Raw genomic sequence first — 15,605 nt, 5'->3', positions numbered from 1 at the left:
GGTGGGCGGTCGGGAATGTATAAAATATTTTTTGCGTAAAATAATTTTTAAAATTGTGAGTGTATAATAATGAGCATTTTTGATTTGAAAGGTAATTTAATGAATGATGAGGACGGCTTAAAAGTTGTAAGCGGTTCTAGTTATAAAGTAAGAATAGCAAAAACAAAAAATAGAGATGAAAAAATAGATTTCTCTTCTGATGATGTTAAAGGAAAATATTTAATATATCCATCTCAAGTTGGGCTTACTCCCACTACAGAATCAATGAGTAAGGAGTATATAGGTGCCCCTTCTTCTGAAAGCTATGCAGGAGCAACCACTTATTCAGGGGATATTTCCTATGGAGCTTTTCCTAATTCTAATGCATATTATGCGAGCTTAATATGGGCTAATGTGCATATGAAAGAAACATCAGGAAATTTATTATGTATTAACTCTTTTAATAATTTTGCTGTTAGATTTAATAAGTCTTCAGAAGATGAAAGTATTAATATGCTTGAAATTATAATAGAAGAAGATGACGGATACAGCAGTAATTTTATTGATATTTATACTTCTATGAAGCAGAAAGATTTAATTGATGCTTTAAATAAAATAAAAAATGTAAAAGCATTTTTAATAACAGGAAGTGAAGAAGATGATATTGATTTTACTAATATAATAAATGAATTGAAAGAATATAATAGCGAAAACAATAAAACAGAATATTTACTTAGCTTTAAAAGAGTAGGACTTATAGAGAGCGGAGTATTTACAGAAGAGAGTAAAAAGAAATATCCTAAATATCAAAGTATAATAGCCCCAAGATTCGGAGAAGCACAGTATTATAATATAGCTTTGTATGACAGTTCAAAAAATATGGACGGAAATCAATATATAGGCTGTGAGAGTAAATCAATCAATTTTAATTTTGCAAATAAGGCTATGACAGAAATAACCTCTTCATTATGGGCTTTAGATGAAGAGAAAATAGATAAAGATGAAGTTTTGTATGAAGAGAGAGCAGAAGAAAGAGATGTTGTAATGGCTCAGACTTCTAAATATCCTACCAAACTTTTTATTAATGGAACGGAGGCTACTTCTGTAAGTGATGCTGCTTTATCATTTGAATGGACTAAAGAAGAGAAGTTTAATATTTCAGCAAAAAGATATGGCTTTCCAAATTCAAAGTTTACACTTAGTTTTTCAGGCAATGCAGTTTTTAATGCTCAGTCAAAAGAGCTTTTTTATGATAGGGTTTTAAATGGAAACAGGCAGTCATTTATAATATCATCAAAAACAAGATTTAAAAATAAAGATTATCCATTTGTATTTGTAAGTTCAGATGTGGGAGGAAGTCCATCATTTCCAGCAATAGAGCCTAAAGAGCTTTCAATATCTTTGAGTAATTTTAAAGCAGTAGAGCAGTCAAATGATATGAATAGTAATTATTTGATAGCATTTACAGACAGAGAGGATTTGTTTTAATTTAAAAACTTAATTTTTTATATTAATATATATACTTTTTACTAAGTAAATTATATATTAATAATTATGAGAGATGGTTTTAGAACATTTATAGGTAAAAGAATTAATGTAGAAATGGAATTTGTTTGCATCAGCTCCAAAGGGTATGTGTACGATAAAGATAACGATGCTACAATTCTATTTAAAAATATCAAGGATTTTAATGGTAATATCTTATCAGATCATATTTGGTTTGATTATGGTAAAAGATTTAAAATTTTAGGTAAGTTAAATAAAGGTGATATAATTTACTGTAATGGTAAAGTAACTAAATATAAAAGAAGTAATAATAGTATTGATTTTTCATTGTCTCATTTAAAGAAAATCAGAAGAAATAAATCAAGTAAAAATTAATGTAAATTAATCATTTAATTTCAATAGTATTTATAGTAAAAAATTAAGGAGTATATAAAAATATCCTTATGTTTTTTAAACATATTGCAATGTAATTGTCACATCTTATCAGTGAAAAAATTGAGGAGAATTTAAAAATGGAAAAGTTAGAATTTAAATGCGTTGATTTTTTTAATAGATATATTATAGAAGAAATTGTTTATAAAGATGACGGAGAAAATATTGTGCCTGTTAAAGTGTTCAGCCGATCTACTTTAGGCAGTAAGTTTAAAAGTGATGATGTTATGAGTATTAATCGCCCTAGCTTTAATGAAAATATTAAGTATGTAAGAGAGAAAGAAGAAAAGATTATTGATGATGATATTTTTAAATGGCTTGATGTTAGAATAAATAATAATCTTGCTACAAGTCTTCTTGATGAATGGAGTACTAAAGATATTAATGAGTTTGCTCAGGTGATAAAAAGTTTTTTGCTCGAGAGAAGAATTATGTAGCTAGTAATTTGTCTCACTTTTCTATAATAGAGCAGACAGAAATTGATAATCTTGTGAGTTATGCTTTTAATAATAGAGAAGTTAAATATGACGACTTTTGCTATTTTAATGACTGTCTTATAAGTTTGTATACAGCTTCTTTGTTTTGGAACAAAATAATACTAGAGGCTTGGTATCAGATAATAAGCGGAAGATTCGTATATTGCCGTTATGATGAAGATGATTATTTAAGATTAGGTCTTAATTATGCTATTTTTAGATTTAAGATTTTAATAGATAAATCAATTAATAATAAATAATTTTTATAATATTTTTTTCATTTTTATTTTAATTAAATTTATATATTTCGGAGATGTCATGATTTCTAACACTAAAGGTACTATATTAAATTATTTTGGACTTTCAAATACATATAATCCTTTTAAAGATGAAAATGCTTTGCAGATAGCAGAAGATTTATATTTTGAAATACCCTCTCTTGAACCTTTTGAAGCATCTAATTATGTTGCTGTATCTACAGGGCTTTTAACTAATTCGCTTTCATTTCTTAATGACTGTATTTTTGAAATATATGATAATAATGTAAAGGTATCAGATTTGCAAAATGTTATAGGTGAAATAGGAAATGATAAATATATGCCGAAAGAAGGTCAAATATTTTGGTTTAATAAAGATGGTTTAAGAGGTACTTATTTTCTTCATCATTCTTATGCAGGAAAAAAATTGAAAATAGTAAGCGGAAGATATATAACTACATCAATAACATCCGGTGTGCTTAATGATATGTTTGAAAGAACTGTAGGAGTACCTTCATATATAGAGGAAATTAATAATATGATTGATGATATAAAGAATAATTCTAGTTTTATAATAAAAGAAGTTGTAACAAAATCAGGAACAGGCACTCAGCAGTGGGAACTAGATTGGAGAGATGATTTAGAGTATTTGCAGGTAGCAGGATATGTAAGCGGTAATAGCGATGCTTTACTTTCTCTTTCTTCTTACGGTCTATATCAAAGTATAAATGATTCTGCACCTTTCATAGGCTGGTTTGGAAGCAGTTCATCACATTATTATTATGGCGGAGAGTTTCAAAAAAGTTTTAATAATTATCAGGCTGGACTTCCTAATTTAAAATGGTTTCCAATATTTGAAAGTAAGCCAGTGATAGGACTAAAAAATAATAGTGAGAATACTATCACAGCATATTTATATTTTTTGGTAAGGTATAAACAATAGACATGTTTCAAAAATACTTTAAAAATTATTTAATTTTAAAATTAAAAATATTTGGTATTTTATCTAAAATATATTTTTAGTATATGGATACGAAGTTTTTATTTATCTAGTATATAAGTTTTTTGTGCATGTATATTGACAGCAAAAAGTCAGTATGTGCAAAGTAAGAATAGTGTAGATGTTAGCCGCATAATTATTATAAAGAAAAATATTTTTGAAACAACTATAATAATAAATTTGTTATTTTATATTTAATTTTTCCGTATGTCATAGATATTTAGTTATATGTAATTTTTGTAATAAAGCTAAAAATATATTTCTATAAATTTAGGTAATACTAGAATAATAGACTTGTTTTAAAACTGATTTTATTTATTAATTTTGTGTACTAGCCCTACTAAGTAAAGTTTTGCGTGCATACGGTAAGTGAAGACGATTGCATATTTGTATAAAAATAATAAATTATACAACATGTAAAACATTGTGTTTTATAATTTTTAAATTAGTTAACCTTGTCAAGTAGTTTTGAAACAAGTCTAATATTTTCGTTTATAAAATTCAATACAGCCTCTAATTTTTTAATATTTGCTATTAAAGGAAATACAAAAATGATTCTTAATGAAAATAATATACAAGCTCCATTTCAGTATAAAATAGGAGAAAATACTTTTGAATTATTAAAAATAAATGGAGAATTAGAACTTAATACTAATAATCTTCAGATAAAAGTTTTTTCTGGTGAGAGGCTTTTCTGTGCAGATATAGGTTATGCTATTGATGGGGCAGTTGAAGAAATGGAGTTTTTAATTGATGATATAAAAGTTTATCCTCAAGTTTTAGATGAGCTTAAGGATTTACAAAGTGTAGAAATTAAAGATAATGAAGTTTATTTAATAAGAAATGAGCTTGATTTTAAGAGTATAGTTTTCTTTCCTCCAAATGATTTAAATAAAAATTTTAAATTTACAATCACAACTTACAGCAGCACTTTTTCTGCTTTTATGCTTGATGAGATAGCAATAAAATTAAATTCATTAGATATAAGTTATCCTATAAAAAATTATTATGAAAGTGTAGATTATAAAATTAATGATATAATAAAAAATAACGGCTATCTTTATAGAGTTTTTAAAGAGTTTACAAGCGACAGCACGGATTATTATTTAAAAACTAATTGTAATATATTAACACCTTTCAAAAAATTAGAATTAGATACTGATTATAAAGCTAATGAATTAATAGAATATGAAAATAATTTTTTTATAGTACAGAAAGATTTTTCATATAATCAAGCAAGCGGATCATTAACTAATTTAAATGGATTATTAAAGCCATTACAGGATATAATTGTTTGGTTTGATGGAATAAATAAAATATATAAAAATCAAATTATAGTAAAAGATAATATTTCATATATAGTGCTTGAAGATATAGAAAATCCTGTTTGGAGTAATATACAAACTCGATTAGATAGATTAATAAAAGCAGAAAATACTTTTTATGATGACAGCAATTCTTCTTTTGGAAACAATACGAATACAGTTCAAAAAGCAATAGAGAAATTAAAATCATCAAAGCAGGATAGTTTAATATCCGTAAATAATATTAGTTTAAATGGAAATAAAATAAGTTTAATAGGCGGAACTAGCAAAGAATATACATTAGAAAATAATTATTTTATAAATGATTTAATTATAAAAGATGGAAAGATATATAAAGTAAATGAAGATTTTATGTCTTTAGATTGGAATACGGATAGATCTAAACTTACTTTAATAAGTTCAGGCGGTAGCGGAGTAGATGATGCTGCAGATATGAGTTTTGATAATTCAAAAACTAATTTGTTATATTTATCAGGCTATGACTTTCCAAAGTTCAAAACTCCAATAGCAGATACTATTAATTTAGTATTATGGGCATCAACACCAGCCTCTATAACTAAACAGGAAGATGGCAGCTATAGTCTACAGTCTAATTTAAACAATATAGTACCTATGTTTGATTTGATAGCGATACCAATAGTTTCTATTGAAAATGAAACAAAACAATTCGGTATATCAAATATTTTATTACAATTTTTTGATAATATTACTATAGTGGCTGAATCAGATTTTTCTAATGTAAATTACACAGCTTTAGAAACAGATGAATGTTCTATATCTGGTATAGATAGCCCTTTAGAGTTTGCTTTAGTTGATGTTTCAGGCTCAATGTACATTATTATAAAAAGACAAGATGATGTTTCAATACCGCAGTCAAATTATTCTATAAATCTTAATATAAAAAATAGAGTATTAAGAAATCAAGACAGTAATTTGTTTAGTTTCATTAATTTTAATTATGAAAATAATATAGAATATGATTTTTTATCATTAGAAGCAAATGGATCTAACACTGCTATAAATGGAACTATAACTAATTTACCAGCTAGCACTATTACAGGCTTTTATATAATAAATAATATCATACCTAATTATTTTACTTTAAATGGGGACTATATTTCTACTTCAGGTATAACATCAAGTTCTGGAAAATCTGTAGAATATAAAGTTGTATCAACATCAAGTGATACTGAAACTATATATAGTTTTGCATTAAAATATACAGATGGAAGCAATATAAGTGAAGATGATGTTTTTACTTTTAATCTCACACCAGAAAAAAACGCCGCATTAGATCCTATTTACAGTGAAGTTACTAATCTTCAAGAGGCAATAGAATCAATAGTATTAAATAGTATAAAACCTATAGGCTCAGTATATTTTCAAATAGCAAAAGAAGACGGAAGTTTCGATGATAATGAAAGCCCAGAAAATTTATTCGGCGGAGTTTGGGAATTACAATATGCTGATGAGGGTATATTTTTAAGAACAGAGGGCGGCAATTCTAATGAAAATAGGGTTGATGGAGTTCAAGGAGATGCTATTAGAAATATGACAGGAACATTCCAATACGGAGTTCAATCGTCAGCAAATCAAACAAATTTATATTCAGGAGTATTATATCAGGGGACTAATCTATATCCTGTTGCACAAACGACTACAAGTTCTTTATATGGTGGTGGCGGTTTTAAAGCTTCAAATCAAGTACCTACAGGCTCTGAAGTAACAGTTATAAACAGATGGATGCGTATACATAAAAGAATAGCTTAATAGGAGAAGCGAATGAAAATAGTAGTATATAATAATAATAAAATAAAAAAAATTATTAGTGTAAAAGAGAATGCAGAAAAGACAATTAATCTATTAAAAAAACAAGGCTTAATTAATACTGATGATAATTATAAAATCTTTGAAAATATAAAAGATATGTCAGTAAAAGATATTAGAGCTATTAGTGATGACGGCACAGTTATGAGTTTAGAAGAGCAGATAAAAAATAAAATATTAGTTTTAGATAAAGATGAGGAAATTAGAAATGGAGTAAAATATAAACTTAATAAAAATTATGAAGAAGATTTTATTAAGTTAGTAGAATTAGGGCTTGAGAAGATAGATGACAGACAAAAGATAGTTACTAATGAAGACGGCAGTAAATATATAACTTCAAAAACTTATGAAGAATTATTCAAAGAAAATCTAATCACAGCAGAGGAATATAATAATTATATTATACAACAAAGACAAGGACAGTATCAAAGTAATTTAGATGGAGTGCGTGCTGAACTTGTAGACAGCGTATTAAATAATTTATCTAGTCAAGGTTTACTCACAGAAGAACAAAAAATACAGCTTGAAAGTCTGCAAACTAAAAGAGAAGAAATAAAAACAGAATATCCAAAACAAAATTAAGGAGTTTAATATGTTTACTAAAGAAAAACTATTAGAAATAGGAATTGATGATAAGTGGTTAGAGCCTTTAAATAAAGGTTTTGAAAAATATGATATTACTGACATAAAAGAAAAAGCAATGTTTTTGGCACAGACTACGCATGAAAGCAATAATTACAAAAGGCTTGAAGAGAGTTTTAATTACAGACCTGAAAGACTTTTTGAAGTGTTCAAAAAAAGAGTTGGTACTTTAGAGAAAGCTAAAGAGTTATGCTCTCAAGGTGCTAAGGCTATAGGAGACTTCGTTTACGGCGGTAGATTAGGAAATGCTCAAGATGAAGGCTATAAATACAGAGGCAGAGGTATTATTCAGCTTACAGGAAAAAATAATTACAAGTATTATGGTGAAAAATTAAATATTGATTTGGTAAACAGTCCGGACTTAGCAAAAGATTCTGACACTGCTATAGAAATAGCTTTGCTTTATTGGAGAGAGAAAGGCTTGGGATTACTAGCTAAAAAAGGAGATGTGAAAGGAGTTACTAAACTTATTAACGGCGGCTACAATGGACTTGAAGATAGGCAGAAGAGATTTGATAGAATATTAAAAATATTGGGAGCATAGCAATAAAGGAGGAAAGCAATTGCGAGCCTGCGAATAAGTTTACTTGTTCGCATATTTAAAGGCGAGCATGAGCATAGCAACAATATGAGCGACTTTGCTATTATAGTTATTTGTATTTCAGCAATCATTGTATCATACTTTGTTTTTAATATTATTAAAAGCGGAAGACATGCTAATATGAAAGCTGATGTAAAAAATGGTACTATAGAGTTTGGAAATAATGCTAACAGCAGTATACAAAATGTCAAAGAAGTTAAAAAAGAGATATTAAACAGCGATGTAATAAATGAAGAAAAACTTTTAAATAATCTTAATATAAAAGTGCCTACAGAAAAAGAATATAATTATAGAGAGGCTATAAAAAAGTATAAAGCAGAAATATATAATCTTAAAAATAAATACATCACCAAAACTATTTATATAGCTTTTTTGTATATAGTTCTTAATTGGGAAGTTTATACACGCAGAGTTTTTAGAAAAGTTATTTATAAAAATGGAATAAGCAAATATGAAGGGCATAAATATTCAGAATATAAGCAAAAATATATTGGTAATATAATTTTAGTTTTTAATCAGTTATTACAGAAAAGCGAAATTAAAAGTATTAAAAATAAAGATATTCAAATAATACTTAATACAAATATGCTTCTTTTTAATATGGAGCTTAATAGGATATTTGATGATATAAAAAATAGACATATAGATGCAGAAAACAATAGAAAGAAAATTAATTTAGAATTAACAGAAAATAAAACTGACAGCAGAGAAATATTTGAAAATGAATTAGAAAATATTAATGATTTTAATGAGGCTTTAAGAGAGATAGAAGACAGCATCTTAAATAAAGATATAAAAGAATTAAAAGAGTTTATTTTAGGCAGTTTTTTGAATATGTTAAAAAATAATGCGGAGCATAGTAAATGAGTATATTTAATTTTACGGACAAGCATAATGCCAATAAAAAACTTTCCATATATACAAGCATAATAAGTTTTTTACTAGGCTGTATTTGGGTATTTGTTAATCTTATTTGGCGAGGCAGAATTGTTACCAAAGAAGAGGCAATAGCTGTTGTAATAATTCTTCTAGGGCTTAATGCTGTGAGTTTCGGATCTGATTTGAGAGGGTTTTTAAAGATATTAAGAAATAATAATAAAGATAGTAAAGAGAGTAGTAAATAATATATTAAATAAATTTTTAAGGAAATCGCCATGTTTATAATGGTATTAATTAATGTATTAAAGTCTAAGTATTTTTATATTACTTTGATATTAATAGCTTTGCTTGCTTATGTATCTTCTTTAAATATAAAATTAAATATAAAAAATAAAGAGATAGATAAATTAAATAATGAAATATATAAATTGGAGTACTCTAATAAATTGTTAAGCAAAGATAATGATTTTAAGAAAAAGCAGATTGATATAGTAAAAACTTTTTCAAATAGTGATGAATATATAGATGTCATAGAAGATATAAAATTGAGTGATGATAGTATCAAAGCGTTTAATAGTATTGTAAGTAATTATTATAGAAGTTTTTAAATTATGAAAAAAATTACTATTTTATTATCAATATTTTTAATAGGATGCAGCAGTACAAAATATGTAACAATTCCTATGTCAACCCCTCCTAAAATTTATATACCTAATTCTGTCAATACAGAAAAAGAGTTTTTACTTGAATATAAACGCTCTTTAATGAAAATAAGTGAATGGCAGAATTGGTATAATATACAGACTAATAAATATTAATCTATTATTGAAAACTGTTATACTTAAATTTATTAATTTACATTAGACTTGTTTCAAAACTTAATTTGTTGATACTCATAGTTTTTTAATTGAGTATTTTTTTATTATAGTTGGGGCTTTGCTGCAAAGCACACATTCGTGCACCGTTATGTGTGCTTCGCAAACCCCCAGTTCTTTTATTGAGTAGGTGTACCTTTCGGTATTGGTATAAAAGAACCATGCGCAGTACGCCTCACTCTGTGTGCCTTTGGCAGGCTAAAGAACCGCATTTTGTAGCTTAAACATGTAGTTTATACAACATCTAAGACATTTAATTAAACCATAATTAATATTATTTAATTTAGCATAAAAAATAAACTTGTAAAATTATTTGTCAAGTACTTTTGAAACAAGCCTATTTATTATCTATAGTTTGCCAATAATTTTTAAAGTGTAAATGTATTATATTTCTTATAAAATTATGAAAAATATATTGACATATAAGTATTTTTTGTATAAAATATCTGCGAATTTTTATAATTTTATTAGGAAATATAGAGATATGAGTAAAATTAATATCTCTATTGTAAAATCAGGAATTTTTAAAATGAGTAAATTAAATAGTATAATGGTAAAAATACCTCTTATGGTAACAGTAATGATAATTATGTTATCGGTTATAATAATATCGGTATCTATAAGTTTATCAACTAAAGAATTAAATGCAGTAACAGCTTCAGGATTTGAAACTTCAGTCAACGGTTTTTCTTCATTAATAGACAGCATACTATCTTATCAGTCTATACTTATAGAATCTTATGCAAATATTCCAACAATAAAAGAATATATGTCTACAGGAAGCGAAGAAGTTAGAAACAGAGCCATAAATACCATGACAGTATTCTTTGAAAATAATGATTACATAATAGATTTATTTATGTTGGGTTTGGACGGAAGAGTGATAGAGTCATATAATGGAAGTAAAGATGAAGCAGGAGATAGTATATCTTCGGCATATCCTGAATTATGGCAGTCATTTGTTTCTAAAAATTATAATACAGCCTTATCATTTAATATATATAAACATGAAGACTATATTATACTTCCTGTTTTGCAGGGCATCAGAGATGAGAATAATAATGTAGTAGGTGCTTTTATAGCTTATGTTGATTGGGGTAAAATTATAGATGAAAGTTTGAAAGATTCTAAAGACCAATTTTCAGAAGATAAAACTCTTTTTGTAGTTAATAATAATTTAGATATAGTTTATCATAATAATAAAAACAGATTATTTTCCAAAGCTACAGGAGCCCTTGTAATACCTAGTAATCAGGATTCAGGTCTTCTTAACTATATAAGAGAAGGAGAGGCTATATCAGCATTCTTTAAGAAATTATCTTCTATAGAATGGGTTATGGTGGAAAGAACAACAGATAGCTTATTATACGCTTCAAGCAGAAATATGACATTTATAGGTATTATCATAGGAATTATAGGTATTGCTTTATCTACAATTATAACCATATTCTATATACATAGAACTATCAAGCCTATGAAATTCATAGTTGAAGAGGCAAGAGAGATGTCTGAAGGTAATTTTACTTTGTCTGCTGTTATAAAGAATAGAAATGATGAAATAGGGGAGCTTTCCCATTCTTTTCAAGTAATGCGTGATAAAATAGTAACAGTTATAACAGATGTATTATCTGCTTCTTCAGAAATAGCCAATGCTGCTAATGAGGTTTATCAGGGTACTGAAGATTTGGCACAAAGAACGGAGTATCAGGCATCAAGTTTAGAGGAAACAGCTTCATCTATGGAAGAGATGGCTTCTACTATAAAGTCATCGGCACAAAACTCTGTTGATGGTAATAAAGTCATGATAGATTCAAAAAATGCAGTTAAAGAGGGCGGCGTTGTAATAGGTGATACTACCAATATGATAGAAGATGTTTATGCAGCAAGTGCCAAAATTAAAGATATTACAAAAGTTATAGAAGACATTGCTTTTCAGACTAATATACTTGCTTTAAATGCCGCAGTAGAAGCAGCCAGAGCAGGAGATCAGGGAAAAGGTTTTGCCGTAGTTGCAAGCGAGGTTAGAAACTTAGCACAAAACTCTCAAACTTCAGCTAAAGATATTACATCACTTATAGAAGACATTTATGAAAAGATAAATAAGTCAGCAGAAATGGCAAGACATTCTCAGGATATTTTTAATAATATTGAGCTTAAAATAGAAGAAACTTCAAAAATTATGAATGATATAAGCCATACAGCAGTAGAACAGGAAGCAGGAGTGGATCAGGTTAATACTGCAGTATCCAAAATGGATAGTATTACTCAGCAAAATGCTGCTTTAGTGGAAGAGGCAACAGCAGCTACAAAATCTTTACTAGATCAAGCTAAACATTTGGAAGAACTTATGTCTTTCTTTAGAGTTAAATAAAATTTTTCATATATTTGTTATGGCATTTATAAGAATTAATATCATTTTTTAACTTTAAATCACTTTATAATTGAAAAGTAAGCAATATTTTTTGTTTTTATATTATTTTTTAATTGTACATATTAAACTTTTTCAACATATTTATAATGATAATTTTATATTATAGTATAATTTAATTGACTTTTTTTGTTAATTAAATTATACTATAATAAATAGTGTTAGAATGTTCTTATTACAAAATAACATACCTACTCTTTAAAGTATTTAATAATTTCTTATTTACAGAGGTATTTTATGAAAAAGTTTAATAGTATAACAGTTAAAATTCCTTTAATTGTTAATATAGTTATAGTTGTATTGTCATTTACAATTATATTTTCTTCTATACAAATAGCAAGTAAAGCTATAAATGAGGCCACATATTCCGGCTTTCAAACTTCGGTTAATGGTTATTCAACTTTATTGGATACAATGCTTGAAGATCAGCTTCTCATAATGGATGCATATTCAAGAATACCAACAATAATAGAATATATGCAGACAAAAAATGAAAATATCAAAGAAAAAGCAATAACTACTATGATAAATTTATTTGATAACAATGATTATATATTAACATTAGATTTAATAGATTTAGATGGTAAAGTAATAGAAGGTTATGACGGAGATAAGAAAAATGCTGGATTAGACATGGCTTCAACATATCCTCAATTATGGAAAGAGTTTGCTGATTCAGGATATGATCATGCTACTAGTGATGTTATATATAAATCAGATATAAATAAAGGATTTGTACTTCCTATAGTTCATTCTATTTATGATTTAGAAAATAATCTTATAGGAAGTTTTGTAGCTTTTATTGATTGGACTAAAATAATAAATGATACTTTAAAAGATGCTAGAAATGAATTGTCTGATAAAAGGTCTATATTTGTTTTAAATGAAGAAGATTTGCTATGCGTATACCATAATATAGATTCTACAATAGGTATTATACCTAATGCTTCATTAAGACCGCCTGCAGGACATGATTCAGGATTATTTACATATAATTTTCAAGATATTAATAGAACAGCTTTTTATAAAAAGATGAAAACTCAGCCTTGGATTATGATGGCAGGTATTACAGAAGATTTATTATATGCTGAAAGCAAAAAAATCACTATAATTGGAACATTATTAGGAATAGCAGGTATTATATTATCTTCTGTAATATCTGGATTTTATATAGGTAAAACTATTAAGCCTATAAAAAATATAGTTGATGAAGCATATCAGATGGCTAAAGGAAATTTTGTTTTCCAATCTTCATTATCCAATAGGCATGATGAAATAGGAGAATTGTCGAATGCATTTGATATGATGAGAAATAGATTTATAGAGGTGATTTCAGAGGTTCTTAATTCTTCTAAGGAAATAGCAAGTGCAGCTTCAGAACTGCATAAGGGAAGTGAGGATTTGGCAAGCAGAACAGAGTATCAGGCATCAAGCTTGGAGGAGACTGCTTCATCTATGGAGGAGATGGCTTCTACTATAAAGTCATCAGCCCAGAATTCAGTAGATGGAAATGAAGTTATGATAGCTTCTAGAAATGCAGTAGTAGAAGGAGGAAGTGTCATAGCTGATACTACTAAGATGATAGAAGATGTTTATGAGTCTAGTGCTAAAATAAAGGATATTACAAAAGTTATAGAGGGTATAGCTTTTCAGACAAATATATTAGCTTTGAATGCTTCTGTAGAGGCAGCCAGAGCAGGAGATCAGGGCAGAGGTTTTGCTGTTGTAGCAAGCGAGGTTAGAAACTTAGCTCAGAACTCTCAAGCATCTGCTAAAGATATAACTTTGCTTATAGAAGATATTTACGAAAAAATAAATAAATCAGCAGAAATGGCAAGACATTCTCAGGAGATATTTAGAGATATAGAAAGTAAAATTGAGGAAACTTCTAAGATAATGAGCGACATAAGTCATACAGCAGTAGAGCAGGAGGCAGGAGTAGATCAGGTAAATACAGCAGTATCCAAAATGGACAGTATCACTCAGCAGAATGCCTCTTTAGTAGAGCAGTCTACATCGGCATCTAAATCTTTATTAGATCAGGCTAATCATTTAGAAGAACTTATGTCTTTCTTTAAGGTTTAAAATATTTTATAATTATGATTTTTTAGCCTATAGATTAATTTCTATAGGCTTTTTTATATTTGCATTCTTTTATAAAAAAATATATATTGTTTAATATAATAAAATTAAAGAAATAAAAATGAAATATAAATTGATACTTTTAATAATCCTTATCATATCTTGTAGAAATGGTGATGATAATATATATAGTGAAAATATATTGAAAAGAGAAGAGATAGAGAGTAATGATTCTTTGGAATATTCTCAGTATATAGATTGTAATACTATAATAAGAGGAAATATCGATGATGATAATGATACAGATTTTTATCAGATAAATCCTACTAATGGTTTTGTAATGGATTTTACTATGTCCTTTTATAATATTGACGCTAATATTCATATAGATATTATTTCTTCTAGTAATGATAGTATATTTAGTATTAATTCCAAGGATATTTCTAATTATAATGGATTTATAGAGTTCAAAGATATTCTGCTTAATGATGATGTTTATTATTTCAAATTGAATGCTGATAAAGAATGCAGATATAATTTGAAATTTATATTTAATGATGATTATCTGCCTTCAAATGAAATAGAGCCAAATAATAATATTAATGAGGCTAATATTATTCACTATCCTAATGAAATGGTTTATGGATATTTTTTAAAGTATTATTTCAATATAGATGAATATATTAAACCATATATAAAAAAATCCGGATTAATAGATATAGACTTTTATGAGATAAAAAATGATACTGATATAAATACTTCTATCAATATTAAATTAGAATATTCAAAAGATATAGATATGATTTTGTTTGATGAAAATTATAACTATTTAAAACAGGGTATAAATCAATTAAATACATCATTTGAGTCTAATAAAAAGTATTATATAGCATTGATATGCTACGGATATGAATATATTACTGACAGATATGTTTTGCACTATGAGTTTAATTAATTTTTTTATTGTTAATAAATATATTTTATATTGATATATTGAATTTAAATATTTATTAATTTCTTATTATTTTATTTTGACATTTCTCAAATACAATATCTATTTTAATATTTTTACCTTTCCATACCTTATTTAATCCCATATTACTTTTTAAATTTTATAGTATAGGCTTGTTTAAACTTATTTTAATGATTATTTATAATAATTTAAAATAATAATATTTAAAGTTTATAATATGTTTTTGATTCGATTTCCACATTAATTCCAATAAAAATTTATCTTTCATACTGATGTACATAGTGAAATACTGTGTTTTTATATATTAAAATATTTTATATATA

Annotated in this window: 15 protein-coding genes; all 15 read left to right on the top strand. The window is 26.7% G+C overall.

Annotation, left to right across the window (positions count from 1 at the left end; genetic code table 11):
• The first annotated feature begins 69 nt into the window (after positions 1-69).
• The 15 genes from A966_RS00875 to A966_RS00805 all read left to right on the top strand — a co-directional run bounded on the left by A966_RS00875 (position 70) and on the right by A966_RS00805 (position 15,264).
• Positions 70-1,467 carry a hypothetical protein gene (locus A966_RS00875; RefSeq protein ID WP_008721519.1) on the top strand — a complete coding sequence of 466 codons (1,398 nt, stop codon included), beginning with the start codon at positions 70-72 and terminating at the stop codon, positions 1,465-1,467.
• Positions 1,468-1,533: 66 nt separating this feature from the next.
• The gene (locus A966_RS13115) at positions 1,534-1,860 is read left to right on the top strand and encodes a hypothetical protein (protein WP_008721517.1); all 327 of its coding nucleotides are present in this window, start codon (positions 1,534-1,536) and stop codon (positions 1,858-1,860) included.
• A 137-nt stretch (positions 1,861-1,997) separates the two neighbouring features.
• Positions 1,998-2,354, top strand: coding sequence for a hypothetical protein (locus tag A966_RS00865; protein ID WP_008721514.1), 357 nt, complete (start codon positions 1,998-2,000; stop codon positions 2,352-2,354).
• 8 nt (positions 2,355-2,362) lie between these two features.
• The gene (locus A966_RS00860) at positions 2,363-2,653 is read left to right on the top strand and encodes a hypothetical protein (protein WP_008721511.1); all 291 of its coding nucleotides are present in this window, start codon (positions 2,363-2,365) and stop codon (positions 2,651-2,653) included.
• Positions 2,654-2,711: 58 nt separating this feature from the next.
• The gene (locus tag A966_RS00855) at positions 2,712-3,593 is read left to right on the top strand and encodes a hypothetical protein (protein ID WP_008721509.1); all 882 of its coding nucleotides are present in this window, start codon (positions 2,712-2,714) and stop codon (positions 3,591-3,593) included.
• A 608-nt stretch (positions 3,594-4,201) separates the two neighbouring features.
• On the top strand, positions 4,202-6,745 hold the full coding sequence (locus A966_RS00850; RefSeq protein ID WP_008721507.1) for a hypothetical protein: 2,544 nt from the start codon (positions 4,202-4,204) through the stop codon (positions 6,743-6,745).
• 12 nt (positions 6,746-6,757) lie between these two features.
• A complete protein-coding gene (locus A966_RS00845) occupies positions 6,758-7,384 on the top strand; it encodes a hypothetical protein (RefSeq protein ID WP_008721505.1) in 627 nt (208 codons plus the stop codon).
• A gap of 10 nt (positions 7,385-7,394) precedes the next feature.
• Positions 7,395-7,988 (top strand): glycoside hydrolase family 19 protein, encoded by a 594-nt coding sequence (locus tag A966_RS00840; RefSeq protein WP_008721502.1) that lies wholly within the window; start codon positions 7,395-7,397, stop codon positions 7,986-7,988.
• An 84-nt stretch (positions 7,989-8,072) separates the two neighbouring features.
• The gene (locus A966_RS00835) at positions 8,073-8,912 is read left to right on the top strand and encodes a hypothetical protein (RefSeq protein ID WP_008721500.1); all 840 of its coding nucleotides are present in this window, start codon (positions 8,073-8,075) and stop codon (positions 8,910-8,912) included.
• A complete protein-coding gene (locus A966_RS00830; protein WP_008721499.1) occupies positions 8,909-9,169 on the top strand; it encodes a hypothetical protein in 261 nt (86 codons plus the stop codon). The genes A966_RS00835 and A966_RS00830 overlap by 4 nt, the downstream gene beginning before the upstream one ends.
• Positions 9,170-9,199: 30 nt before the next feature.
• Positions 9,200-9,532 (top strand): hypothetical protein, encoded by a 333-nt coding sequence (locus A966_RS00825; RefSeq protein ID WP_008721496.1) that lies wholly within the window; start codon positions 9,200-9,202, stop codon positions 9,530-9,532.
• A 3-nt stretch (positions 9,533-9,535) separates the two neighbouring features.
• Entirely contained in the window at positions 9,536-9,742 is a 207-nt protein-coding gene (locus A966_RS00820) for a hypothetical protein (protein ID WP_008721494.1), read from the top strand.
• A 586-nt stretch (positions 9,743-10,328) separates the two neighbouring features.
• Positions 10,329-12,170 carry a methyl-accepting chemotaxis protein gene (locus tag A966_RS00815; RefSeq protein ID WP_039955480.1) on the top strand — a complete coding sequence of 614 codons (1,842 nt, stop codon included), beginning with the start codon at positions 10,329-10,331 and terminating at the stop codon, positions 12,168-12,170.
• 294 nt (positions 12,171-12,464) lie between these two features.
• On the top strand, positions 12,465-14,312 hold the full coding sequence (locus tag A966_RS00810; RefSeq protein WP_008721489.1) for a methyl-accepting chemotaxis protein: 1,848 nt from the start codon (positions 12,465-12,467) through the stop codon (positions 14,310-14,312).
• Positions 14,313-14,430: 118 nt separating this feature from the next.
• Positions 14,431-15,264: a hypothetical protein gene (locus A966_RS00805; RefSeq protein ID WP_008721486.1), complete on the top strand. Its 834-nt coding sequence runs from the start codon at positions 14,431-14,433 to the stop codon at positions 15,262-15,264.
• Positions 15,265-15,605: the final 341 nt, after the last annotated feature.

It is taken from the genome of Brachyspira hampsonii 30446 (genome assembly GCF_000316195.1).
Classification (GTDB): domain Bacteria; phylum Spirochaetota; class Brachyspiria; order Brachyspirales; family Brachyspiraceae; genus Brachyspira; species Brachyspira hampsonii_C.
This window is presented reverse-complemented; position numbering and strand designations above follow the sequence as displayed.

Coding starts and splice junctions, on each gene's coding strand:
- A966_RS00875 (WP_008721519.1), top strand. CDS start 70: ATGAGCATTTTTGATTTGAAAGGTAATTTAATGAATGATGAGGACGGC.
- A966_RS13115 (WP_008721517.1), top strand. CDS start 1,534: ATGAGAGATGGTTTTAGAACATTTATAGGTAAAAGAATTAATGTAGAA.
- A966_RS00865 (WP_008721514.1), top strand. CDS start 1,998: ATGGAAAAGTTAGAATTTAAATGCGTTGATTTTTTTAATAGATATATT.
- A966_RS00855 (WP_008721509.1), top strand. CDS start 2,712: ATGATTTCTAACACTAAAGGTACTATATTAAATTATTTTGGACTTTCA.
- A966_RS00850 (WP_008721507.1), top strand. CDS start 4,202: ATGATTCTTAATGAAAATAATATACAAGCTCCATTTCAGTATAAAATA.
- A966_RS00845 (WP_008721505.1), top strand. CDS start 6,758: ATGAAAATAGTAGTATATAATAATAATAAAATAAAAAAAATTATTAGT.
- A966_RS00840 (WP_008721502.1), top strand. CDS start 7,395: ATGTTTACTAAAGAAAAACTATTAGAAATAGGAATTGATGATAAGTGG.
- A966_RS00835 (WP_008721500.1), top strand. CDS start 8,073: ATGAGCGACTTTGCTATTATAGTTATTTGTATTTCAGCAATCATTGTA.
- A966_RS00830 (WP_008721499.1), top strand. CDS start 8,909: ATGAGTATATTTAATTTTACGGACAAGCATAATGCCAATAAAAAACTT.
- A966_RS00825 (WP_008721496.1), top strand. CDS start 9,200: ATGTTTATAATGGTATTAATTAATGTATTAAAGTCTAAGTATTTTTAT.
- A966_RS00820 (WP_008721494.1), top strand. CDS start 9,536: ATGAAAAAAATTACTATTTTATTATCAATATTTTTAATAGGATGCAGC.
- A966_RS00815 (WP_039955480.1), top strand. CDS start 10,329: ATGAGTAAATTAAATAGTATAATGGTAAAAATACCTCTTATGGTAACA.
- A966_RS00810 (WP_008721489.1), top strand. CDS start 12,465: ATGAAAAAGTTTAATAGTATAACAGTTAAAATTCCTTTAATTGTTAAT.
- A966_RS00805 (WP_008721486.1), top strand. CDS start 14,431: ATGAAATATAAATTGATACTTTTAATAATCCTTATCATATCTTGTAGA.